Here is a 24,551-nt window from a genome sequence, read left to right as displayed (position 1 = left end):
TTCCCAGAAAACAGACAAAGCTAAAAAAGAAGAGCTTTTGAAAACGTTCGCTTATAAAATTACCGGGCAGACAAGTGCTAAGGAGGGGAGCTCAGTGACCCTCATCGATCCGGAAAACAAAATGCAACAGTTTACAAAAACAAGTGTAACGAACGGGCAATTTGTCTTGGAAGGTGAATTGGCAATGGCTGGTTTTTATGCAATTCAGATTAGTGGCGGAGAGCCTTACATCCTGTTTTTGGAAGGGGGAAGTGACTATGAACTGAAAGAAAATAAAGGTGGCTTTACCCTGACTACAACCTCCAGTAATGCAACGGATTTTGTTCAGTTTACGGAACGATATCAACAGCGAGAAAAAGAGGAAAAATTGAAGGAAGAAAATAAGATCGCCAGAATCGGTGGATTAAATGGGCAGCTCTCAGCGATGGCCCTACGCAACGATGGATCTTACGAGAAAACTATTGACGAAATACAACGATTGTCGGCTGGTAAACCTTATAATCTTCGCAATTTATATGCTGATTTTATTCTTGATAGCACACATCAATCGTCTTTAGTTCTCCCTTATTTTTTCAAATATGTCTCCATCGATGCGGATAACTTCAAAAAATTTGATACCGCACTACAGCGGTTCGATGCAACCCTGCAAAAACATCCTTATTATAAATTTGCGCGTGAGAAAGTAGACCGGGTGAAAGATTTTTATGAAAATATGCCTGTCTTTCCACCCATCACGCCAATGAATGTCCAACGGGACTCGCTAAAAATCGGTGAATTTTCAAATGCCAAAATGTTGATCGCGGCGTTCTGGAAAGCCGCCAGTAAATACAGTGTTTCTGATGTTACTGAACTACGCAAAAAAGAGGCGCAGTTAAAGGCAATGGGAGTGCGGGTTATTTACTTTTCTTTAGATGCTGACCAAGATGCCTGGATTAAAACCAGCAAGTCCCTCGCTCTGGGGCCTCATAGCTATTATTTGAATACAAATGATCGGGCAACAATGGAAAATGACTTTGGTATAGACCGTTCGCCAAGTTATTTATGGATCAATCCACAGACCTTCAAAATCTTGTCACTCACTGGTGAAGATCCGACTTTACCGAAGTTCATTGGTAAGGTTAAGGAGTTTTTGGTTAAAAATTAACGATTATTGTCTTAAATAATGGTATATTTGAATTAACGGTTTAATATTTGTTATTTCAATAGACGATGAAAGTTGTTCAATTTACGGTTCCGGTGGTTTATCAAGGATCTATTTGCGTGCAAGAGGATATCTTGCCCTCCTTCTATAGTAATTACCATCGGCATAAAGAGATCCAATTGACCTATATCTTAAAAGGACGGGGGACCTTTATGATTGGCAACTTTACCCATAGTTTTGAAGAGGATGAAATCTATATCGTTGATGCAGATGAACCACATATGTTTAAAACAGGAGAGGACATCAAGGACGGCATTCATGCGATTCATATTTTCTTCGACTACGAGCATTTTAAATCTTTTCTGGATTTCCCTGAATTTGACGATGTCAAATATTTTTTGGAACACATCAATGTCAGTAAGAAACTGGATGCCGAACATGCTATTGCCCTCAAAGATAAATTTGTACAGATCAATACAAGCGCCGGAATAGATCGCTTATTATCCTTTGTAAAACTGATCAATTTTTTGAGTAAAAAGGTCGATCAATGGACCTCCCTATATACGGGAATTCCCCAGAAGAAATTTTCGGACGCGGAAGGCTTGCGTATCAACGAAATATTTCAATATACCTTTCAGCATTTTGGTGATAAAATCTCGCTTGAAGATATAGCAGCAGTAGCTCACATGACTCCGCACGCATTTTGTAAGTATTTTAAAAAGCACACCCGCAAGACTTATGTGACCTTCCTGAATGAAATCAGAATTGAACGGGCCTGCAAGATGTTGATTGACGAGTCCTCAGAAAGCGTTTCCAATATTGCATTTAAAACAGGGTTTAACAATGTGGTCAATTTTAATAGGGTATTTAAGAAGATCACAAAGCATTCCCCAAGTGAATATGTGCAGGAACATCGGATGCGGGATTAAGCCATCGTTGGTACACCGAAAATATTATTCGAAAAGAGGTGCGTAGTATGAACTTACAGATCCCGTCAGTGGACAATATCGGAGAAGCACTCGGCAATAAAATGTAACGATTAGGGATGCGAAAACCTTAAATTTGGAGTCTAACGATTGTTACTCCGATGAATAAAAATTTAATTTTTGTCCTGTTTGCGTTATTGGGCTATCTGATGCCTGCAACAGCGCAATCTCAAAATTTTAAGATTGACACCTTGCAATACCAAGGGACAGCCAACAATATAGTGAACCTGGTCATTTTGGGCGATGGTTATACAAAAGATCAACTAGATGATTACGCAGAAGATTCCAAGCAGTTCACAAATTATTTTTTTTCAATAGAACCTTTTAAACAATACAGCAGTTTCTTTAATGTATTTGCGATTCGGACGATATCTGAAGAATCCGGTGCTACGCATGATTGCAAAGCAAGCGATTGTGTACACGGTGACACCGATCTCAGCAAATATCCAAGCCGTTACAATAAATTCACTAGAGATCATGCTGTGCCAGTCACGCATCCCAATACTATTTTTGGAAGCAGCTTTGACAATGGTGGACTACACCGCCTTGTAGTGCCTCAAAAAAATGAGCGTATTGAAGAAGTGTTAAAAACACATATCCCCAACTATACACAAGTGGTGGTATTGGTCAATTCTCCATTTTATGGTGGATCAGGTGGAAAGTGGGCCACCTCGACGGTCAACTTTAAAAGCAATGACATCGCTGTCCATGAGATCGGGCATTCCTTTGCTCAGCTGGCGGATGAATATTGGGCAGGAAATCAATATGCTATTGAATCTGTCAACCGCTCTCAAACGGCTGATGCAAATACTGTTCCCTGGAAACATTGGATTGGAAAAGATGGCGTAGGGATCTATTCTTATGGCGGAAAGGGATCTCCTTCGAATTGGTTCCGGCCACATGAGTATTGTAAAATGCAATATCTTGTTGCTCCTTTTTGCCCCGTCTGCCAAGAGCAATTTGTGGCTTCAATCAAGCAAAAATCTAGCCCTTTTATTGCGGTAAAACCGGTATTGAATAATGTATTGACCTTAGATAGCGTTCAGAAATTTACATTAAAGCTAGCAAAACCGTCGCCGAATACATTTAAGCTGGTATGGTCCTTAAATAATGAAGCTATCGCCCATGATATCGATTCGATCTATTTGGATCCGGGAATGCTGCGCATTGGTGCGAACGAATTGAAAGTGATTATTCAAGATACAACAGATCTGCTCCGCGATCCGAAGTATGTAAACCATAGGGATTCCATTGTATGGAAATTTAACCAGCTTAAATCCTATGAGCTTGCGAAACCTATCAATACCTGGGGAGATACACTCGAAACCTGTTTTGGTGGAGATCAGGTGATTACGGTTAAAAAGCCTATCGCTGGACTTGTCTACCGTTGGTTTGAGACCCTAACTGCTGTACCTGTCGGAGCAGGAAACAATGTGGTGATCCAAAAGGTCTCCGCCTCCAAAAAATATCATGTCGTTGCACATTGGAAAGACAAGTATTCAGTGCAATCGGAAGTCTTATTGAAAACACTGCCCAAAGTGGAGAAACCCAAAGATATCCGTGTCAAGATTAACAAAAAGAAAAATAAGGTACAGTTGATCATACAAGATAAAGCGGATGCACGTTACAATTACATCTGGTCAGATGCCGCTGGTAAACCAATCTATGAATGGGACGAATTCAATGGAGAATATGTACGTCCGACGGGTGCAAATAATATACTCGTCTTGGAACGTACTGCTACTGGCCGAAAAGTTTACGTCCAAAAAGTAGACAAAGAAACAACCTGTAAAAGTGATCGCACGGAGGTAATTTTTTAGTTACACTATTGATGCCTAGTGATTTATAAGTTAATTTTAATCTGCCGGTTAGTTAACTTATAAATCATTCATAATTATGAAAACGAAAACCCAGTCTACTTGGGGAATTTTTTCGTGCCTATTCATCGTGATTTTAGCCGTAACACCATCCTGTAAGAAAAATGCAAAACTTCCTGATGAAAGCAATGAAAAAACACATGCAGTAACCTTCAAAATCAAGGATTTTGAAACGATTGTCACACCCTTGAGAGCACAATCGTCCAGGTTTAAAAGTGCTTCGACCACCGGAAGTACCACCGAAAATCAACTCCTCTACCATTGGAATTTTGATAATGGTAACGCGGACCCGACCCTGGCGCTTGAGGATGCGGCTATCATTGACTACAACAATGGTAAGACCGACTATAGCTATGTGGGCGGTTGGCCAACGTCCGGAAAAGGTATTAGTTTCAAAGGGGCCAAAGAGGTTCTGATCAAGATACCTGGTTCGGGTATCGCTACGTTAGCAAGTCTTTCTTTTGATGCCAATAGCTCCGGAACTGGACCTCGTGCTTTACTGTTGAGTTATTCAATAGATCAAGGGGCGACATTCAAAAACCTCACGGATACGCTACATTATCCGCCAAATCTCACTACCTCCGCCAAATTTGCCGTGGAACAGTCGCTTCGGTCGATTAATCTGGTCGCAGCTCAGGCGTGTTGGTTAAAAATCGCCTTATTCTCGGGCAATAGGGAAGGCGGAAGTAACTACAACGAGAGTACAGGAACGTTTAAAATGGACAATGTCAAGATTATGGGGACGACAGATCAATCGGTTCTGCCCGATAAATTGTATTACCATATCTTCGATGCCAATAGCAAGCTGCTGGTGAAGGCGGGTACACTCAATGCAAAAGAAAAGTTTAATATCGCTTTGCCGATGGGAACCTACTACCTGAGCCTACTATCCAAAAATTCGGCTCTGCCCTTATTGATTCCAGCATCGGTGACGGATCTTAGGAGTCTATCAGTATCTAATGCCTTCAGTGAGCAGTCTGCGGCGATATTTGCGGTACGCGATACTTTTGATGTGAAAGAATCCACGGAAAGAGTGTTGACGATGAGCCGTATCTATAGCGAAGTTAAATTTGAATGTACGGATGTCGAGGGGCTGGATCTTGTCGACAGCATTCAGATCAAACAGCTGCATAAAGCCTTCCAATATTATCCTTTTGCAACGGGGGCCGATGAACAAGTGGACAAGACTATCTTACGTATTATTCCCAATTTCAGCAGCAGCTCGAAAAGTTTTGTTTTTAATCAGTTTATGGGTGATCTCCCAGAAAATAAGATAGTCAAATACGAGTTGCACATTTTCAGAAAGGGGGAACTGATGCGCACATTTGATCTGGGCAGTGAAATTCGAAATAATGTACAGCTTCTATTTAAGGGAAAACTGCTCGATGGAGCAAATGGAAGTCAAGGTTTTCAGGTGATGAAAAATGAAAAATGGCGCGATAATGTAGTCATAGAATACTGATTAAAAAAGTCAATCCAACGCGCCAATTTGAATTAAATAAAATAGGGTTATCCAGTTCGGACAACCCTATTTTATTTAATTTTATTCGTATCCCCTTAGCGTCTTTTTGATAGGCTATTCGCAGCAGGGGTGTTTTTGCTTTTATATTATAGCAATTTTTTTAGCAAAGTATTCCAACCCGCTAAATCATTTAAGATTCGTTCAAGATCAGCGATCGCTACGCGCTCTTGTTCCATGGTATCACGGTGACGGATTGTTACGGTATTATCTTCCAAAGAATCGTAGTCAACAGTAATACAGATTGGCGTACCGATTGCATCCTGACGACGGTAACGTTTTCCGATTGCATCTTTTTCATCATATTGGACATTGTAATCCAATTTTAACGTATTCAGGATCTCACGCGCTTTTTCTGGTAAACCGTCTTTCTTAGTCAAAGGCAAAATAGCAGCTTTCACTGGTGCCAATGCTGCTGGGAATTTCAATACAACACGTGAATCTTGTTTTTCTGCTGTAGAAAGATCTTCTGTTACCAATGAATTACATAGAACAGTTAAGAACAAACGATCCAATCCGATGGAAGTCTCGATGACATAAGGAATGTAATTTTGATTGATCTCCGGATCAAAATATTGCATTTTCTTTTTCGAAAATTCCTGATGCTGTTTCAAGTCAAAATCCGTACGGGAGTGGATACCTTCCACTTCTTTAAATCCGAATGGGAAGTTAAACTCGATATCCACAGCTGCATTGGCATAATGCGCCAATTTATCGTGGTCGTGGTAACGGTAGTTAGCCGGATCAAATCCTAGCGCTAAATGCCATTTTAAACGTGTTTCTTTCCATTTGTTGTACCACTCCAGTTCAGTGCCCGGACGGCAGAAGAATTGCATTTCCATTTGTTCAAACTCACGCATACGCATGATAAACTGGCGTGCAATGACTTCGTTACGGAAAGCTTTTCCGATCTGAGCAATACCAAAAGGAATTTTCATACGACCTGTCTTCTGAACGTTCAGGAAGTTAACAAAAATACCTTGGGCAGTTTCCGGACGAAGATAAACCTGATCTGCCCCATCTGCCATGGCGCCCATCTGTGTGGCAAACATCAAATTGAATTGACGTACTTCAGTCCAATTTTTGGTGCCTGAAACCGGACAAACGATATTATGCTCTTCAATGATTGATTTTAAACCAGCCAGATCGTCCGCGTTCAATGCCGTGTTTAACGCTTCTAAAAGCGCTGCTGCTTCTGTCGCCTTTCCGTCTGCTTCATAACGTGCAATTTTGTCTTCGATCAATTGGTCGGCACGGTAACGCTTTTTGGAATCTTTATTATCAATCATTGGATCATTGAACCCATCCACGTGACCAGATGCTTTCCATGTGGTTGGATGCATGAAAATTGCCGCGTCGATACCGACAATATTTTCGTGCAATTGCACCATGGATTTCCACCAATAAGTCTTTAGGTTGTTTTTAAGTTCAGAACCTAATTGACCGTAATCGTAAACGGCACTTAATCCGTCATATATTTCGCTCGATTGGAATACAAAACCGTATTCCTTCGCGTGTGATACTACACTTTTGAAAAAATCGTCTGTCTGTTTGCTCATAAGTGGCAAATATAGATATTAGTATTTAGATTTTAGTATTGCGTATTGAGTATTTAGATTTTCTCCCTATTCTTTATTCAAGCCTGAGACTTATTTAGTTATCCCTAAATCACGTATCTGTTGGGATGCATTCTTGTTGTCCACTTTTTTGATGATGTGCTGAATGATGCCCTGCTCATCGATCACAAAGGTAGTGCGTGCTGTACCCATATATTTTTTTCCGTACATGTTCTTCTCAACCCATACACCATAGGCCTCTACAAGGCTTTTGTCTTCATCCACAAGAAGTTGAAAAGGTAGCTCGTGTTTGTTGATAAACTTTTGATGTGAAGCCTCGTTGTCGACGCTAACACCGATAATTTCAAAGCCATCTTTTTTCAGTGATTGATAGTTGTCTCTAAAATTGCAGGCTTCGGTCGTGCAGCCCGGAGTATTGTCTTTCGGATAAAAGTAGAGAATCACTTTTTTTCCTTTGAAATCTGAAAGATGGACCGTTTCACCATTTTGATTTTTTGCACTGAAATCCGGTGCCTGTTGTCCTATTTCTAGTGTTGCCATATGTAGTTCTATTTAGTCTATTAAGATACAATATTATTCGATGAAAATCCAGCATGTGCATTAGACTTGTTTCTAAAAATGATCCAAGAATAAAAGCACATGAAGGATGTACCACGCACAGCAGATAAACTATCTGCTGAAAGAGGCTTCGTATGTTTTTAAATTTCCTTTATTGTCTTTAACCTCTAATTTGAAACTGTGGGTGCCGCTGCTCAGATTGGATTCAAAGTCGTGCCACAGGTGTCTTGTTTTGGGATCATATTTCATCAAGGCCCATTTGCCATCTATATAGGCATCGAAGGTATCTATTCCTGAAAGATTATCACTGATGGTAAAATCTATGGAGTGTTGATTGGATACATTCTTGCCATCGGTCAGGTTACGTGCACTGATGGTTGGGGCAATGGTATCAACAGCCACATAAAAGCCGCCAAATTCGCGCACATTGGCAACAACCCAGCCATTTTCGTATTTCCCACCCTGCGCTCCACCATCCGTGGAGACGATCAGCGCCTTGCTATACAAGCTCTCTGGTAAGCTATAGTCTGGTTTGATCATCAGTTTGTAATAGCCGAATACAGGTGTATAGGAGTTGTGGATGTAATGCGCCGCTGAGTAGCCTTTCGCTGGTTTAGCGCCTTGGGAATAATTGAAATAAAGGTCGTTATAGAGGATGTTTTTACCCATATAAACGCGAGCGTTTTCAGCCTCGTATTTGTTTTCATCAGCATAATGAAACATTTTGAGCCCTTCGGCTGATTTACGGCTGATCGCTAGAGAAGGATTGTTCTGTACCTTAAAATTAAGTTCGCTTTTATTGCCCTGCACATCCTTGACGACATATTTTACATCATGAACCTCATTGTCCTTTAATTCGATCATACCCAGGTTGTCCAGTTGTTTGTAGATATTGATCGGATTATTAGGGTCTTTAAAACTCTTTTGTACACGGACGCCAGATTTCTTTAGATAAGGGTAGTCTATATACGATTGAATCGCACGGGTCTGGTCAAAGGGGATGGATTCAAAGAGTACGGTGCTGATATTTTTATTGTCAAGGAATAGTTCGATCGAATAAACACCATAGGTAAAGGAAATACCACCACGTCTGTCTACAGTATTGATACCAAGACCAAAGTTGCCATTGACCGGAATAGGGGCACCTGATGCCAAACTATAATTGCCATCGCCGATGGATCTGATTGTCTGATGCCTGCGTGGCGTGTTCTCATCAAAGGTTTCACGGCCAAGGTCATAAACCGTTATACCTCTGATCAATGGTTTTACACCATCCGGAAATAAAAGCCCAAATAATTGGGGATTTAATGGCAGTTGTGCTTTGGTATCGCGGATCTCGAAATGCAGGTGTGGTCCCGCTGAACCACCTGTATTTCCTGAGTTGGCAATAAACTCACCTTTTTTGACGGGTACCTGATTTGGTTTGAGAAAGACATCAACATCAAAACGTTTTTGTTTGTACTGTTCGTCTTTTATAATTTTTGCCAGATCAGCATTGAAGCTCTCCAAGTGCATATACACCGAAGTATATCCATTCGGATGGTCTATATACACGTAATTCCCGCCGCCACCGATCTGGACACGTACGCGGGATACAAAGCCTTCCGCCGCCGCGTGTACAGGAATATTAATGCGCTGTTGGGTGCGATAATCGTCGCCACCATGGAAATGTGTTGCCCGCAACTCACCAAATGAGCCCGATGCCTGGGGAGCGATATCCATTGGCCGTACAAAATAATTCTGCGGATAATTGCGACTTTTGATAATATCCTGTGCTTGGGCGAGGCTAAAGGCCAAGGTCAGTACACCAAGTAAAATTGCTGTTTTTTTTATCATCTCCCCTCCCTATTTGATTTTACAGCTAAACATCTTTTGTTCCCCAATAAATCCTTCCAAGAGATCACCGATTGCTACGGATCCAACACCAACCGGGGTGCCTGTATAGATCAGGTCACCTTTGCGTAAGGTAATAAATTTGGACGTATAGACAATTAGGTCTTCAAAGGAGAAAATCATATCCTTAGTACTGCCCTGTTGGACAGTTTGTCCATTTTGTTGCAGAGAGAAATCAATGGCATCGACAGCACCGATTTCTTCTTTCGGGATTAAATTGCTGATCACAGCGGAATGGTCGAAGGCTTTTGCCAGTTCCCAGGGAAGACTTTTCGCTTTAAGTTCCTGCTGTAGATCTCTTGCAGTGAAGTCGATACCCAGTCCGATCGCATCATAATAGGTCGAGGCGAACTTGGGTGTTACATGTTTTCCTTCCTTACAAACCCGTAGCACAACCTCGGTCTCAAACTGAATGTTTTTGGAAAATTCTGGATAATAGAAATCTTTATTGTCCTTTAAAACCGCGGTATCGGGTTTTAAAAATATGATGGGATTTTCGGGTACTGGATTATTGAGCTCTTTCGCGTGGTCGATGTAATTGCGACCTATAGCAATTATTTTCATGGATATAAATATATAATGACTGTGTCGAATCTCAAGGGCTGAACGGCGAAGTAGCATGTTTCGGATACCATTCTGTTTACCCTTTGAATCAACAAACTTAGCAAATGTACCATGTTTATCCAAAAAGTAAGGCAATGTCCTTCTGTTTTCTTAACTTCTGGTTAATATCATCATTGGAAATAATAAGGGAATAACAGGGGGTTAACAGGGGTGTAATAAGGGTATAACAGGGGTAAATCACTGTTAACCCTAAGTAAATACCCTGTAAAAATGTAGTTACAACAGTTTTAGCTAAAACCTTGTTGCGATGGAGGTGTTTCTGTGTTAGAACGAATTGTTGAATACAATAAATGTAATTATATGGCAATCTTACATCATGGGCCAAATGGTCCAATCACAGGTAAATTTGGATCAGTCAATGCATATATGCTAAATGGCCAAAATGTTGCGCGGGGACCGCGTAAGAGACGTACTTCTCCACCGACAGAAAAAGAATTGTTGAACCGCAGGAAACAAAAAGTCGCTGGCGAATTTGCTAAATATAATCGTCCTATATTGGATTTTGGCTATCAATACCAAGTCAAAAAAGGTGATCGGATTGGAGCTTTCCAGCTTGCACAACGGCATGTTTTTACCGAAACACTGGAACTCGACGTGGAGAATAAGCCTTTTGTCAACCCGGAAAAACTCCTTGTGTTTGCAGGTAACTTGCCACCGTTAGCCGATTGTCAGATTGAGAAAGAGGACGATATGCTTCATCTGAAATGGACAGTTGACCCGATCTATGACGATCATCTATTTAAGGTCAATCTGGCGCTGATCAATCTCGATGCACCCGGTGATATGAAAACTGCCATAGCCGAGGTAAATAAGGGGTCTAGTTCACTCAGGATCCCTGGCTTGAGCCTGAAAAAATTTGATTATCACGTGTATGTTTGTGTATGGGATACCTTATTAGGCGAGTTTTCAAATTCTACCTATTGTGGCCTTGTGTAATAGGATTTTTCAGGGGACTTGTGTATCTTTAACACTATGAATAAACTACAAGCCGTATTGTTTGATTTGGATGGTACCTTAATTGATTCAGAATATTTCTATTTTAAAAATTGGGCACCTATCTTAAAACAAGAATTTGATCTAGAAATAAATTATGAAGATTGGATTCGGGATTTTGCCGGGCATACTTTAGCTCATAATGTAAAACGTTTGGTTGAAGATTATGGGTACGATACGACCGAAGAGCAGATGTGGAAAAGGACGCGTGCAGCCTATGCTGATTCTAATATGAGCGATATCGAATTGATGCCTTTTGCCAACGATATCTTAGTCTACCTCAAGGAAAATAACATCCGGATTGGACTGGTGACCTCGAGTTACCGCAGTACAGTGGATACAGTTTTGGGAAAACATGGATTGTTGGATTACTTTGAATTTTTTGTGACAAGGGAATGTGTGGAGCTTCCGAAGCCTAATCCGGAGCCTTATCGTTTGGCACTGTCGAAATTGGATTTACCGGGAGCGTCCTGTGTCGCAATTGAAGATACGATAACAGGAAGTAAATCTGCTTTGGACGCTGGTTTGCAGTTGATTGCTGTCACAAAACAGGAGGTGGAGCGTGCTAGACTAACAGCTGTGGATAACATTGTGGAAAACTTGCAGCAGGCAAAACAGCTATTATCCGACTGGATTTAAGGGTAACCGTATAATTTAATCGTTTTAGCATTTGTAATTTTATTCGGATATATGTAATATTACCGAATTGTAAAGGGAACTCTGATTATGAACCGTAGAACCGCAATAAAGCAATTTTTCATTATCGCAGGCGGACTGACTATTTTGTCATCCTGCCTGAATGATGGTGGTGCATCTATTGTATTAAATAAGCTGAAATTATCAGCAGAAGATGAGCAGTTTTTAGCTGATCTTGTGGATGTCCTTATCCCGAAAACGGATACTCCGGGAGGGAAGGATCTAAACCTGCACCTGTTTGTGATCAAGATGGTGGATGATTGTGAGTCGCCGGAAAACCAGGAGAAATTTGTCTCTGGTTTTAACAAACTCAGAAAACAGCTGAATTTGGCCAATGGCAAAGAGACAGAGAATAAATTAGCCAACCTGAGCGATAAAACGGATGAAAAGACTTTTTTTGAAATCTTTAAATCACGTGCGATCCAGGGCTATATGAATTCAGAATATGTGATGAAGAATAAGGTGATCTATAAGCTTATTCCGGGACCGTACAATGGTGCGGTGAAAATTAATGGATAAATCCAATATGGCAAATCTAAATATTGACAGTGAAAAAAATAGGACCTATGATGCTATCGTGATAGGTTCGGGAATTAGTGGTGGCTGGTCTGCAAAGGAATTATGTGAGAAAGGACTAAAGACCCTGGTATTGGAACGTGGCCGTGATGTGCAGCATATTAAGGATTATCCAACCACGAATATGATGCCTTGGGAGTTTGAACATCGAAATGAGATGCCTTATAAGGTGAAAGAGGAGAATCCGATTGTCAGCAAATGTTATGCTTTTCATGAAGATGCCGCACATTTCTTTGTGAAAGATAAGGAGCACCCCTATATACAGGAAAAACCTTTTGATTGGATCAGAGGATATCAGGTTGGCGGAAAATCTTTGCTATGGGCGAGACAGACGCAACGTTGGTCAGACTTTGACTTTGAAGGTCCCGCGCGTGATGGTTTTGCCGTAGATTGGCCTATACGTTATGCTGATTTAGCGCCTTGGTATGCCTATGCAGAGAAGTTTGCCGGTATCGCTGGGGATCATGATGGACTGCCAGAGCTGCCAGATGGTGAATTTTTGCCCGGTTATCCGTTAAATATTGTAGAGAAGTATTTTAAAGAGAAAGTTCAGAAAAAATTCCCGGAACGTAAGGTGATCTCCGCGCGTTGTGCACACCTTTCTAAGCCCAACCAGATTCACATCGATCAAGGCCGTGTACAATGCCAAAATCGTGTACTCTGTCAGAGAGGATGTCCTTTTGGAGGGTATTTCAGTTCCAATGCAACGACAATTCCTTGGGCTGCTAAAACCGGAAATATGACTCTTCGTCCACATTCGGTGGTTCATTCTATCCTATACGATGAACAGAAAGGAAAAGCTGTAGGTGTTCGGGTCATTGATACAGATTCCAAAGAGGAGATTGATTTCTATGCAAAATTGATTTTTGTCAATGCAGCTGCCATCAATACCAATCTGATCTTGTTGAATTCCAAATCTAACCGCTTTCCAAATGGTTTAGGAAATGACAGTGGAGTATTGGGTAAATATGTCGCTTTCCACAACTATAGTGCACGTATTTATGCCGAATACGAAGGACTATTGGATTACACCGCAGAGGGGAGAAATCCTGCCGGTGGTGGATATATCCCTCGCTTCCGCAACTTACATAAACAGGAAACAGATTTCTTACGCGGCTATGCGGCAGGTTTTGGCGCATCGCGTAGTAAAGAATCAGACCGCTCTGGCCTAGGATTAGGACTTAAAGAGAATTTGTTAAACCCGAAATTGGGGATTTGGCAGGTTGGTTCACATATGATGGGTGAGACCATACCAAAAGAATCAGGCATGGTGTCTCTAGATGCTAGTAAAACAGATGATTGGGGAATTCCATTGTTGAAGATTGCTGTCGATTATGATGACAATGACGAAAAAATGAAAAAAGATTATATTTCGGTCATGACCGAAATGTTTACCGATGCCGGTTTCACGAATATTCGACCGGATACACATTGGCAAGCTCCGGGGCTGGACATCCATGAGATGGGCGGCGCACGCATGGGGCGCGATCCGAAAACATCTGTATTGAACAAATGGAACCAGATGCATGCGGTAAAAAATGTTTTCGTTACGGATGGTGCCTGTATGACTTCAACATCAACGCAAAATCCTTCATTGACCTACATGGCGTTCTCAGCACGTTCCGTGGATTATGCCATCAGCGAAATGAAGAAGGGAAATATATAGCTTCAACTGGGAAAGATTTTAGAAATAAATCTTTCCCAGTTGAAATTAAAACACTAAATTACAGCCTTAATTAAGATATTAACACCAGAAAAACATAACCAAATAAGAAAAGAAAAACAGAAACTAAACAGTATAAACCAAACGAACAAACCAAATTTTTTTACAAAAAAAGCAAAAGCGATTTAGCATTTTTTCTGTACTTATAGCGATCAATTAAACTGAGATAAAATTGATGCTTTGAGGGAAGGGATATTAAATCGAAAAAATTATAATGGAAGGGATTATGAGCTAAAACCTTTTATTATAATCGATTATAAGGGAAAACTAAATTAAACTAAACGTTTCTAGTATTATTTTGCTAAAACGTTTTTATAAACCAAATCACTATTAATATGAGCACAGTTGACGTAAAATCATTTGTGCAGCTTGGGAAAAAATCAAAGTTATTTTTCTCATTAGCTGTCATTGCTGGTACATTTCAACAAGTCAATGCCGCTGTAGCAACTTCAGCAAATTACGAAGGTAAATCCTTCGTAAAAGAAGTTCGTAATCTGCAGCAACAATTGAAGGGAAAAGTACTGGATGCTACCGGAAAACCTCTTGTAGGAGCCACTGTAGCAGTTAAGGGAACCTCTAATGGTACCCAATCAGACGCACAGGGGAATTTCTCTGTGGAAGCAAAATCTGGTGATGTGCTGGTTGTTACTTCCGTCGGTTATAAATCGAAAGAGGTGACAGTGGCCGGTACTACCATCACCGTACAATTGGAAGAGGATCAGGGCCAATTGGATGAAGTCGTTGTTGTTGGTTACGGTACAATGCGCAAATCGGATGTAACCGGTTCCATTGCGATGGTCAAAGGTGCTGACATGATTAAAGATCAAAGTTTTAGCCCTTTAGATGCCTTGAGAGGTAAAGCATCAGGGGTAAACATTTTTTCCAATTCGAGCCAGCCTGGCGCTTATGCGAATAGGGTTGTGATTCGTGGTGTTGCGACAATCAACTCCTCTTCAAACCCACTATATGTAGTGGATGGTGTTGTGATGGAAGATTTCCATTTGCTGAATCCGAATGATATTGAAAACATCGAAGTCTTAAAAGATGCCTCTTCAGCAGCCATCTACGGTGCGCGTGGAGCGAACGGTGTTATCTTAGTAACAACAAAACGTGGGAGTAAAGACGGAACACGTACAATCAGTTATCAAGGATCGGCTGGTGTAAGTTCTGTACAGCGCTATATGGATGTATTGAATGCACAGGAATGGGTTGATGCCTTCATGATCGGTCTGGAAAATGAAAATAAATATGCTGCACAATTTTTAAAAGATAGAGATAAAAACTGGACGCCTTGGTCATTAAATAAAAAAGACTGGTTCAATGATCCGAACTACTTTGATGGCAATGGAAATCCATTATATGATACAGATTGGCAGCGGGAAGCAACAAGAACGGCCATTTCACATAATCACCAGTTAAATGTACAGCAAGGTGATGAGAAGTCATCGGTAGGCGCTTTCTTAAACTATACGGATCAACAAGGTGTAGTAAACAATACCTGGAACAAACGTGTGAATGGAAAGCTATCTTATGATGCCAAGCCTACCTCTTGGTTGTCTACGGCTATTAATATGACGGTTAATCATACTTGGGGACGTTATACCCCTGAAGATGGAGGTGGTCAGGAAGCGCGTCGGACGATGATCGAAATGTTGCCATGGTATCCTGTATTTGATAAGAATGGTCAATATACCAATTCATCTTCCTCTACAGTCTCTGAGAAATTAGGGTTTGAAGGAATGGCAAATCCGGTGTCAATCTTGGATCTGCAAAAGAGAATGCGTTACAATACCCAGATTTTTGGAAATGCCGCGTTGACCTTTCACCTGGCGGACGGTTTGGACTTAAAGACCCAATTGGGTATTGATAGCCACCGAAAAATCTATAAGGGCTACTCTTCCATATCCTTAAACAATATCTCCAGACCGAATGGTTGGGCTGAGATCAATAATACCAATACGCTTTATTGGCAAGAAGAAACTTATTTGACGTATAATAAACAGTTCGACAAACATCGGATCAATGCAATGGCTGGTTTGTCTTGGCAAGCGAGAACTTATGATAACGACCGTTCGCGGACAACAGGTTTCTTTGATGATTTTTACGAATATAATAACTTAGGCATTGGTATTACACCTGATCCACCAACATCAGCCTGGAACAGATGGGCGATGAACTCCTATTTCCTGCGTGCGGCCTATTCATACGATGACCGTTATTCAGCAACCGTTACAGGCCGTTACGATGGTTCGTCTAAATTTGGTAAAAACAACAAATATGCCTTTTTCCCATCCGTAGGTTTAGCATGGAATGTCTCCAATGAAGACTTCTTGAAAGGAAGCGAATCTGTCAGCAATATGAAATTGCATACCAGTTTTGGTATGACAGGTAACTCTGAGATCGATCCGTACAAATCACTGGCTATTGTGGATGCTGGAACCATCTTGTTAGATAATAATCGGGCACCATACTCTTTTGTCAATACCATTGCCAATCCTGATCTAAAATGGGAGAAAACCGCGCAATTTGATGTTGGTGTGGAATTGGGGTTATGGCAGAACCGGTTGAATTTTGATGTTTCTTATTATCGTAAAAAAACCACAGATCTATTGTTGGATGCACCATTACCAACGGCTTCTGGATTTAGTACTGTCATGAAAAATATCGGTTCTGTCCAAAACCAGGGTCTGGATATTATGGTTAACGGAACGATTATAGACAACGAAGACTTCAATTGGAAAGCGTCCGTGAATGCCAACTACAATAAAAATAAAGTATTGACATTGGGTGAGAATAATGCGGACATCCTGATGAATAGCTGGGTAGGCGGTGCGAATAGTATTATTCGCGTTGGTGAAAACTTAAATAGCTTTTATGGTTATAGAAGGTTAGGTGTTTATACACAGGCTGACGTGGATGCCGGAGAAGCGAAACTGGAAGATATTGGCCGAGCGAAACGCACCAAAGAGAAGGAAATTATTGGTAAAGGATTACCAGATTGGACGGGAAGCTTCGTGAATAATTTAAGATACAAGAATTTTGACTTTACACTCGATCTTCAATTTGTGAAAGGTGTAGAGATTATGCAGCAATTCTTCCACTCCACTTATGACCGTTTTGGTATTACCAACGGCTTGAAAGAGATCTTGACAGACGCTTATAATGGTTCAAATCCGAATACAAAGGAGCAAGCGATTTATCTAACCAATGGCGGACACCGTGGACAGGACTCTAATGTGGACGATGCTTGGATTGCAGATGGATCTTACCTGCGTGTCAATTTAATTCAGCTTGGGTACACCTTTAAACCTGATGCGCTGAAACGTATTGGTCTACAGCGATTAAGAATCTATGCAAATGCGAACAATCCGTTCTTATTTACTTCGAACGATTTCAAAGGTTATGATCCAGAGAGTACTTCGCAAGGGGAAGGTAAATTTGGACAAAATATGACCTTTTTCGCATATCCAAGAGCGAAAACTTTCTCGTTGGGGGTAAATGTTACATTTTAATCTAGAACTTATCAAAAATGAAAAATAAATTATTTCTGTTGTTGCTAGCCGGCATGGCTTTGACAACATCTTGCAATAAATTTTTGGAAGAGGAGCCAAGGTCCAATTTATCCTTGGAACAGTATTATGCAAATGACGGCCAAGCAATGGCAACGGTGAATTCGCTTTACCGCCGTGGGGCTCCATCTCGCTACTCTGTTGCCGCAAGTGCTTATGTGGGACCTACAGCTTCAATTAACACGATGCTCACCGGTTACTTTATCAATACCTATGAAGGTCAGGAGCAAATCTGTTTGTTTGCGAGACAGCTGACAAGACAACAAAATACCAGTGTGGTATCGAGCACGATGAATACGATTTGGGATGAAAGCTATAAAGCGATCAATATCGCCAATGCGGGTGTCAAATATATACCTGGGATCAATATGGATGAATCCCGGAAAAAGACCTTATTGGCCGAAACAAAGTTCTTCAGAGCGTACAATTATTTTTATCTGGTTAAAACATTTGGTGCAATTCCGCTATCAGTGAAACCAAATGAGACGCTGGCAGACGAGCTTTATTTAGATAGAACAGATGTTGCTAAAGTTTATGAGCTGATTGAAACGGATCTGAAAGATGCTGTCGCTGATTTGCCTGCGGCTACCTTTGCTGCAAGGGGACACCGTATTGGGAAGTATGTCGCGGCAATGACCCTGGCGAGTGTTTATTTGCAACAAGGTAAATATGCTGATGCGGCAGCTGCGGCTAAGATCGTCATCAATTCACCACATAAGATGACAGCCAATGTGGATCTGCAATTCAATAGCGCGTACAATAAGTTGCGGACTACCGATGATCTTGAAGAAGTAATTTACGCACAAGAGTATGATGCGACAATCAACAATAGTGGTTGGTGGACAACTTATGCTTTTAGCTCTTCGGCTACTTCTGTTTTTGACAAATATTCAATTTTTGAACGAATTTATGGCCCGACTAATCAGTTCTTGAATGCCTATAATACGAAAGATTTACGTATTCAACCGAATCAGTTTTTCCATTATAAATACACCAATCCGGTAAATGGTAAAACTTGGACTTCGGATGTACCGGGCATTTGGTATTACTTTGACGAGCAAGCGGCAACCGTAACGGGTCGCGGAACCAAAGACTGGAATTTCTACCGTTTTCCTGAAGCCTTGTTGATCGCAGCAGAAGGTATTGCCAAATCAACTGGCGTTAGTGCAGAAGCAGCTGGTTATCTAGCTCAGGTAAAGGCTCGTGCAAATACCGAAGGAAAAACAGTTGCCACATGGACAACAGAATTACAGGCCTTATCCGCAGATGATTTTGTCAAAGAATGTTGGAGAGAACGGTTGCGGGAGTTCCCATTGGAATTCAAGATGTGGGATGATATCCTACGGACGAAGATGTTCCCTGTAATTTCTACGACAGAAGCTGGTAAAATAGATTTCGTTCCTTTAGTGGGCGCGAAAAACGCCTCTGGAGCAACTTTTAAAGAATCTGATTTATTGTGGCCTATCTCGCCTGATGAGATCCAACGTAACAATAAATTGACCCAGAATCCAGGGTATCAATAGAAAAAAGTAAGCGTTAGCTTTCTTAGCGAATAGAATTGGGTTCATTGATTAGAGGTTTACCTCTTCTCGATGAATCCATTTTTATTTAGCTCAACTATGAAGTATTTTCCTTTGGATCAATTCGAAATAGGTATAATATTTATTTTAAAATGCCTTTTTGATTTAAGTTTAAAAATACCTACCTTAACATCATAATCAGACACTTAAACTAAAAAATAAACCAAAGGAGAAAAATCAACAAGACACCTAATGAACTTTTCGTTTTTTTTATTTAGGTAGCAAAACCGTTTTTGCTACACTTAAAACGGTGGTGTATCGGTTGTCTATATTCAAGGTAAATTTTTATGATTTTTTGAAAAATAATTGCCGCTCGAAATGTAAGCTATGCCGCAAGGTGTGTAATTAGCAACATTCGATCCAATAATTATGAATGAAACACTAATTGATAAAACGTTTTATTACTAAAGCTAAATCGTTTTATAAACCCAAATCACTAATTTATATGAGCAAAATTGAATTAAAAACAGTTGCGCGACTAGGAAAACAGACAAAATTATTTTTCTCTTTAGTCGTTATCGCAGGAACAATTCATCAGGCTGCTGCTGTTACTTATTCGGACAGTAGAATTTCGATGAAAAGAACTTCCAAGACGCTGAACAAACTTCAGCAAGAAATCAAAGGCCGAATAGTAGACGAATCAACAGGAAAACCTGTTTCAGGTGTCTCCATCCGTGTCAAAGGGACAACGCTGGCGACTCAAACTAACGCGCAGGGAGATTTCAACATTGATGCTAAAGTTGGCGCGATACTTAACATTTCTTCGATTGGATATAAGCCGATGGAAGTACCAATAACCACTGTGTCGGGTTTGGTTGTGAAAATTTCAGCTGAATCAGATCAACTGGAAGAAGTTGTTGTGGTGGGTTATGGAACATTAAAATCCAAAGAAGTCACCTCAGCAGTCGCGCATGTTGACTCTACGCAATTTAATCAAGGTGGAGCTAGAAATCCTTTGGATTTAATTGCAGGAAAAGTCGCCGGTCTGCAGGTTACCAGGACGGGTGGGGCTAATCCTAATTCAAGTCCGGCGGTTCAACTGCGGGGAGTAGTATCAGTAACAGGATCGCAATCTCCACTGTATGTTATAGATGGAATTCCGGGCGGTAATATGGATCTGCTCCAACAAGATGATATTGAATCCATCGACGTCCTTAAAGATGGTTCAGGGGCGGCAATTTACGGATCTAGTGCCAATGCGGGTGTGATTTTAATTACTACAAAAAAAGGAAAACGTGGTGTCTCGCAATTCTCTTACAATAGTTATGTTCGGAAGGAATTTTTGGCAAGAAAACCTGATGTAATGACTCCGCAGGAATTTAGAGATAAAATTAACGGTGGTGAAATTAACCAAACTGATTTTGGATCGAGTACTGATTTTTTTGGAGATTTAATTAACGATGATAATATTTCGAACTACCAAAATTTTTCGATGATGGGAGGTGGTGAAAATAGTAGCTATCGAGCGAGTGCATTTTATCGTAATCTTCAGGGGATTGCTTTGGAGAATGGGCGAAAAGAATATGGTGGACGGATAAACGTTAATCAAAGGGGACTCAATAACCGGCTAAACATACAATTGAATTTGGCGACCAATATCAATAATGCAAATTTACTCGGTGGAGGTGGTTGGGAAAGCGAAGCCTACAAAAACCCGACTTTATCAAATTTCAATCCGGATGGAACATATCGTTTCGATTTAACAAGTACGAACGAATATGCTCGATTACAACAGGAAACCTCTAAAAGGAAACAGCAAACTTCTTCAGGAGATATAAAAGCTGATATTGATATTATTTCGGGCTTACGGGGAAGTATTTTCGGCTCTTTCCAGCGAAATTCATATAATGATAGCCAATATGCAAGCCAATTGAGTGAGAATTCGGTGGAAAATACAGATTTTCCTGAAGGAGGCTGGGCGGCTAAGAGTGATTTTTTATCTCAATCCTATGCTTTCGAACCGACTTTACAATATAATAAACTGATCAATACCAATCATAATATCACAGCAATCGCTGGTTACAGTTACCGTTATTATATCGAAGAGGGAATGGGAGGTGAAAATAGAGGATTCATCAACGATATCTTCCATGAGGATAATCTGGGGGAAGGAACTGCCTTGATAACAGGTAAATCGGGATTGTCAAGTTTTAAGAATGATAATAAAACCATTGCCTTTTTTGGCCGGTTAAATTATAGTTTTGCAAATAAATACTTGTTGCAGTTTATTTTACGAAGAGAAGGGTCTTCCAGGTTTGGAGATAATAATAAATGGGGTAGTTTCCCCGCGGTATCCGCAGGTTGGAATATTTCCAACGAAGATTTTATGAAAGATCTGACTTTTATTAATTTCTTAAAGCTCAGGGTAGGTTATGGTGTGACAGGAAATTCAGGTTTTGCAAACAATGCTTCGCGGGTGACGCTTGGCGGCGGAGGAAGGTATTTATATCCGGATGGCCAGTATCGGGAAACCTATGGACCAACGCGAAATCCAAATCCAAACTTGAGATGGGAAACAAAGCGTGAAACAAATATTGGATTGGATTTTACTTTATTCAACAATAAATTGACGGGTGCGTTGGATTTGTACAACCGGACTACAAAAGATTTGTTGGATACCTATACCACGCCACAGCCACCTTATATCCAAAGCACAATCTATGCGAATGTTGGCCAGATAACATCCAAAGGTATCGAGCTGGCATTTAATTACAAGGCAATAACTGGACCTGATTTTAGATGGAACTTTGATATTGCCGCTAGTACCAATAAAAATACACTGGATTCCTACTCCAATGATATTTATAAGGTAAAATATAAGACATTTGGTGGCATTGGTGGTGCCGGTGACCTCGGTGATGCTTATACGACCTATGAAGGACATAAAATAGGTGAGTTTTTTGGAAAGAAATTCGCCGGATTTAATGATGATGGTAAATGGCTGTTTTATGATCGGGATGGTAACAAGGTCTTAAATGCCGATATCAATGTGTCGCGAAATGATTTGTCGCAGTCAGATTATCAAGTATTGGGTAATGCCGTTCCAAAGTATTATTTAAGTTTCACCAATAATTTCCAGTATAAAGCCTTTGATCTACGTGTTTTTATGAGGGGTAAATTTGATTATAAGATTTTAAATACTGCGGCATTGACTTATGGAAATAAAACCTGGAGCGGTAACCTTTTAAAAGACACCTTTACAAAATATGCAGGTATTAATGATACATATATGTATTCAGATTATTATTTGGAAAATGGCAGTCATTGGAAAATTGATGAAATTACTTTGGGGTATAATTTCCGATTTGCAAACAAAGCAATCAGAAATCTACGTGTTTATTTTACGGGCCAAAATCTGATTACCATTACGAAGTATTCAGGCAGTGATCCTGATTTTATATCTGATACAGGTATGGGGAATACCGATGCAAATGGCAGAGCCTTGGGAATTGACAATAGGGGAGCTTATCCGAGTACAAGATCATTCTTATTGGGCTTAAACTTAAATTTTTAAACATTAAGGAATAAAAAAATGAAAATAAAATTTCTAAAATATACTAAGCTGATATTCGCTTTAGGGGCTATTTCTTTGTATGGTTGTACTGATCTCAAAGAGAAAGCATATGATGAAATGTTGACAGATGATTTTTATAATAATAAAAATGAAGTACTTTCCGCTGTATTAAGACCTTATACGCATGCGAATGCTTGGGTTACGCCTTCTGGCCAAGATGGTTGGTGGCGGGCCGCCGAGCTCTCAGGTGATCAATTGGCTTGGCCAACAAAAGGCCGTCATGGCGAAGACGGCGGGAAGTGGAAACGATTCCATTATCATACCTGGACTGTTGATGAAGGGGGACTGAACAACGCATGGTCTCTGATGTATTGGGGAATGGGACTGTGCACCGATCCAATCGAGAATATTGAAAAGCGGGAAGCCTCGAAAATGGGAATTTCAGAAACGGAGAAAGCATCGTTTATCGCGGAATTGAGACTTCTAAGAGCATTTCATTATCTTAAATTGATGGACTTGTTTGGCAATATACCTGTGGTGACAAAGGTTGGTGAGCCTTTACAGCCCGAAACATTGTCCAGAACTGAAGTGTTCAATTTTATTGAGAAAGAAATTTTGGATAATATCAATAACGCACCCAAGCTATCGAAGGCGATGATGGGACGGATGTCGCAGGCCGGAGCGTATGCAATGCTCGTGGAATTGTATTTAAATTCCGAAGTATGGACAGGAAAAGCGCGTTGGGATGACTGTATTAATGCAGCAAACAAACTTATCAATGGTGAGGGGGGCGCACAAAATGGAACAATGGCATTAGATAAAAATATTAGCGATCAATTTATAACAACAAATGATCTCTCTAAAGAAGTTATCTTTTCAATAGCCTATGATTACACAACAGCTAAATTTGAACCCTCTTGGACAGGTGAATTTTATCATTTCAAGCAGCGTGAAATTTATGGCGGTGGACGTAATGGTAATGACGGAATCGTATTGATTCCGGGGGTATTCAGCAAATATGAGGGCGCTGATTTGCGTAAAAAACAATGGTTTTGGGAAGGTCCAATGGTTAATTTCGAAACAAATGCGCCAGTTACCGGATCCGAAGAATACGCAGGAAAACAATTGGTCTTTGTCGACAATATTCAGCGTAATTCTAAAGGCTCTACTGTTTCAAATATGAGCGAGGGCGAAGAAAATAGTGGCGTGCGATTCAATAAATATAAACTTGGAAACCAAGTAAAAGGATTTGATGGCACAGCGGTAGATCCCAATTACAATAATACAGATTGGAATATCTATCGGTTAACCTGGATTTATTTTGCCAAGGCAGAAGCGCTGATCCGTAAGAATGGCGGGACAGCTCCACAGGAAGCCGTTGATTTAATTAACAGCTGTAAAAAGAGAGCCTTTTCTGAAGCCGATTGGCCTTTATTCAGCTATACAACAGGGACACTGACCCTAACGGAGCTTTTGGCTGAAAGGGGAAGGGAATTTATATTTGAAGGGTTTAGAAGAGATGATCTGATTCGGTTTGGCAAGTTCTATTCGGAATCATGGTGGGATCATAAGCCTTCAAATGAAAGTAAAGTGTTGTATCCGATCCCGCAAAGGCAATTGGATTTAAACCCCAACTTAAAGCAAAATCCGGGTTATTAGTATTCAAATAGAATAATAAACTGCGGAAAGCAGCCTATTATGGTTACAATGTATTTGAGAAAGCCG

Annotated in this window: 16 protein-coding genes; 12 read left to right on the top strand and 4 right to left on the bottom strand. The window is 40.5% G+C overall.

All coding sequences use genetic code 11. The features are described from left to right. The first annotated feature begins 37 nt into the window (after positions 1-37). The 4 genes from DFQ12_RS16940 to DFQ12_RS16925 all read left to right on the top strand — a co-directional run bounded on the left by DFQ12_RS16940 (position 38) and on the right by DFQ12_RS16925 (position 5,466). Positions 38-1,144, top strand: a complete 1,107-nt coding sequence (locus DFQ12_RS16940; protein WP_167457301.1) for a thioredoxin domain-containing protein — start codon at positions 38-40, stop codon at positions 1,142-1,144. 65 nt (positions 1,145-1,209) lie between these two features. Further along, positions 1,210-2,070 carry a helix-turn-helix domain-containing protein gene (locus DFQ12_RS16935; protein ID WP_120260239.1) on the top strand — a complete coding sequence of 287 codons (861 nt, stop codon included), beginning with the start codon at positions 1,210-1,212 and terminating at the stop codon, positions 2,068-2,070. Positions 2,071-2,228: 158 nt separating this feature from the next. Next, positions 2,229-3,947, top strand: coding sequence for a M64 family metallopeptidase (locus DFQ12_RS16930; RefSeq protein ID WP_120260238.1), 1,719 nt, complete (start codon positions 2,229-2,231; stop codon positions 3,945-3,947). Positions 3,948-4,023: 76 nt separating this feature from the next. Then, positions 4,024-5,466 (top strand): hypothetical protein, encoded by a 1,443-nt coding sequence (locus DFQ12_RS16925; protein WP_147420436.1) that lies wholly within the window; start codon positions 4,024-4,026, stop codon positions 5,464-5,466. 146 nt (positions 5,467-5,612) lie between these two features. Here DFQ12_RS16925 and DFQ12_RS16920 read toward each other — a convergent pair whose 3' ends face one another. The 4 genes from DFQ12_RS16920 to DFQ12_RS16905 form a co-directional block, all read right to left on the bottom strand. Beyond that, a complete protein-coding gene (locus tag DFQ12_RS16920) occupies positions 5,613-7,082 on the bottom strand; it encodes a glycine--tRNA ligase (RefSeq protein ID WP_120260236.1) in 1,470 nt (489 codons plus the stop codon). A gap of 90 nt (positions 7,083-7,172) precedes the next feature. Further along, on the bottom strand, positions 7,173-7,640 hold the full coding sequence (gene bcp, locus DFQ12_RS16915; protein ID WP_120260235.1) for a thioredoxin-dependent thiol peroxidase: 468 nt from the start codon (positions 7,638-7,640) through the stop codon (positions 7,173-7,175). Between the two features lie 129 nt (positions 7,641-7,769). Continuing rightward, positions 7,770-9,494, bottom strand: a complete 1,725-nt coding sequence (locus DFQ12_RS16910; RefSeq protein WP_244211769.1) for a M23 family metallopeptidase — start codon at positions 9,492-9,494, stop codon at positions 7,770-7,772. Between the two features lie 9 nt (positions 9,495-9,503). Beyond that, positions 9,504-10,115 carry a fumarylacetoacetate hydrolase family protein gene (locus DFQ12_RS16905; protein WP_120260234.1) on the bottom strand — a complete coding sequence of 204 codons (612 nt, stop codon included), beginning with the start codon at positions 10,113-10,115 and terminating at the stop codon, positions 9,504-9,506. Between the two features lie 360 nt (positions 10,116-10,475). Between DFQ12_RS16905 and DFQ12_RS16900 the strand changes: the two genes are divergently transcribed. From DFQ12_RS16900 to DFQ12_RS16865, 8 genes are all read left to right on the top strand, one after another. Further along, entirely contained in the window at positions 10,476-11,111 is a 636-nt protein-coding gene (locus DFQ12_RS16900; protein ID WP_120260233.1) for a hypothetical protein, read from the top strand. A 36-nt stretch (positions 11,112-11,147) separates the two neighbouring features. Continuing rightward, positions 11,148-11,807, top strand: coding sequence for an HAD family hydrolase (locus DFQ12_RS16895; protein ID WP_120260232.1), 660 nt, complete (start codon positions 11,148-11,150; stop codon positions 11,805-11,807). Between the two features lie 87 nt (positions 11,808-11,894). After that, complete coding sequence (locus tag DFQ12_RS16890; RefSeq protein ID WP_120260231.1) at positions 11,895-12,383, top strand: gluconate 2-dehydrogenase subunit 3 family protein; 489 nt, start codon at positions 11,895-11,897, stop codon at positions 12,381-12,383. Positions 12,384-12,390: 7 nt separating this feature from the next. Continuing rightward, a complete protein-coding gene (locus tag DFQ12_RS16885) occupies positions 12,391-14,106 on the top strand; it encodes a GMC oxidoreductase (protein ID WP_120260540.1) in 1,716 nt (571 codons plus the stop codon). Positions 14,107-14,498: 392 nt separating this feature from the next. Beyond that, a complete protein-coding gene (locus tag DFQ12_RS16880; protein WP_120260230.1) occupies positions 14,499-17,675 on the top strand; it encodes a SusC/RagA family TonB-linked outer membrane protein in 3,177 nt (1,058 codons plus the stop codon). A gap of 17 nt (positions 17,676-17,692) precedes the next feature. Continuing rightward, positions 17,693-19,255, top strand: a complete 1,563-nt coding sequence (locus tag DFQ12_RS16875) for a RagB/SusD family nutrient uptake outer membrane protein (RefSeq protein ID WP_120260229.1) — start codon at positions 17,693-17,695, stop codon at positions 19,253-19,255. 502 nt (positions 19,256-19,757) lie between these two features. After that, entirely contained in the window at positions 19,758-22,826 is a 3,069-nt protein-coding gene (locus DFQ12_RS16870) for a SusC/RagA family TonB-linked outer membrane protein (protein ID WP_244211768.1), read from the top strand. An 18-nt stretch (positions 22,827-22,844) separates the two neighbouring features. Then, positions 22,845-24,485 carry a RagB/SusD family nutrient uptake outer membrane protein gene (locus DFQ12_RS16865; protein ID WP_120260228.1) on the top strand — a complete coding sequence of 547 codons (1,641 nt, stop codon included), beginning with the start codon at positions 22,845-22,847 and terminating at the stop codon, positions 24,483-24,485. Positions 24,486-24,551 lie beyond the last annotated feature (66 nt).

Origin of the sequence: Sphingobacterium detergens, from assembly GCF_003610355.1 — a bacterium.
Lineage (GTDB): Bacteria > Bacteroidota > Bacteroidia > Sphingobacteriales > Sphingobacteriaceae > Sphingobacterium > Sphingobacterium detergens.
The sequence above is the reverse complement of the archived record's forward strand: the minus strand, read 5'-3'. Positions and strand labels throughout refer to the sequence as shown.

Bases quoted from the DNA above. Each gene is read 5' to 3' on its own strand.
- DFQ12_RS16905 (WP_120260234.1), bottom strand. From the start codon at position 10,115: ATGAAAATAATTGCTATAGGTCGCAATTACATCGACCACGCGAAAGAG.
- DFQ12_RS16920 (WP_120260236.1), bottom strand. From the start codon at position 7,082: ATGAGCAAACAGACAGACGATTTTTTCAAAAGTGTAGTATCACACGCG.
- DFQ12_RS16900 (WP_120260233.1), top strand. From the start codon at position 10,476: ATGGCAATCTTACATCATGGGCCAAATGGTCCAATCACAGGTAAATTT.
- DFQ12_RS16935 (WP_120260239.1), top strand. From the start codon at position 1,210: ATGAAAGTTGTTCAATTTACGGTTCCGGTGGTTTATCAAGGATCTATT.
- bcp (WP_120260235.1), bottom strand. From the start codon at position 7,640: ATGGCAACACTAGAAATAGGACAACAGGCACCGGATTTCAGTGCAAAA.
- DFQ12_RS16910 (WP_244211769.1), bottom strand. From the start codon at position 9,494: ATGATAAAAAAAACAGCAATTTTACTTGGTGTACTGACCTTGGCCTTT.
- DFQ12_RS16870 (WP_244211768.1), top strand. From the start codon at position 19,758: ATGAGCAAAATTGAATTAAAAACAGTTGCGCGACTAGGAAAACAGACA.
- DFQ12_RS16865 (WP_120260228.1), top strand. From the start codon at position 22,845: ATGAAAATAAAATTTCTAAAATATACTAAGCTGATATTCGCTTTAGGG.
- DFQ12_RS16890 (WP_120260231.1), top strand. From the start codon at position 11,895: ATGAACCGTAGAACCGCAATAAAGCAATTTTTCATTATCGCAGGCGGA.
- DFQ12_RS16875 (WP_120260229.1), top strand. From the start codon at position 17,693: ATGAAAAATAAATTATTTCTGTTGTTGCTAGCCGGCATGGCTTTGACA.
- DFQ12_RS16885 (WP_120260540.1), top strand. From the start codon at position 12,391: ATGGCAAATCTAAATATTGACAGTGAAAAAAATAGGACCTATGATGCT.
- DFQ12_RS16925 (WP_147420436.1), top strand. From the start codon at position 4,024: ATGAAAACGAAAACCCAGTCTACTTGGGGAATTTTTTCGTGCCTATTC.
- DFQ12_RS16930 (WP_120260238.1), top strand. From the start codon at position 2,229: ATGAATAAAAATTTAATTTTTGTCCTGTTTGCGTTATTGGGCTATCTG.
- DFQ12_RS16895 (WP_120260232.1), top strand. From the start codon at position 11,148: ATGAATAAACTACAAGCCGTATTGTTTGATTTGGATGGTACCTTAATT.
- DFQ12_RS16880 (WP_120260230.1), top strand. From the start codon at position 14,499: ATGAGCACAGTTGACGTAAAATCATTTGTGCAGCTTGGGAAAAAATCA.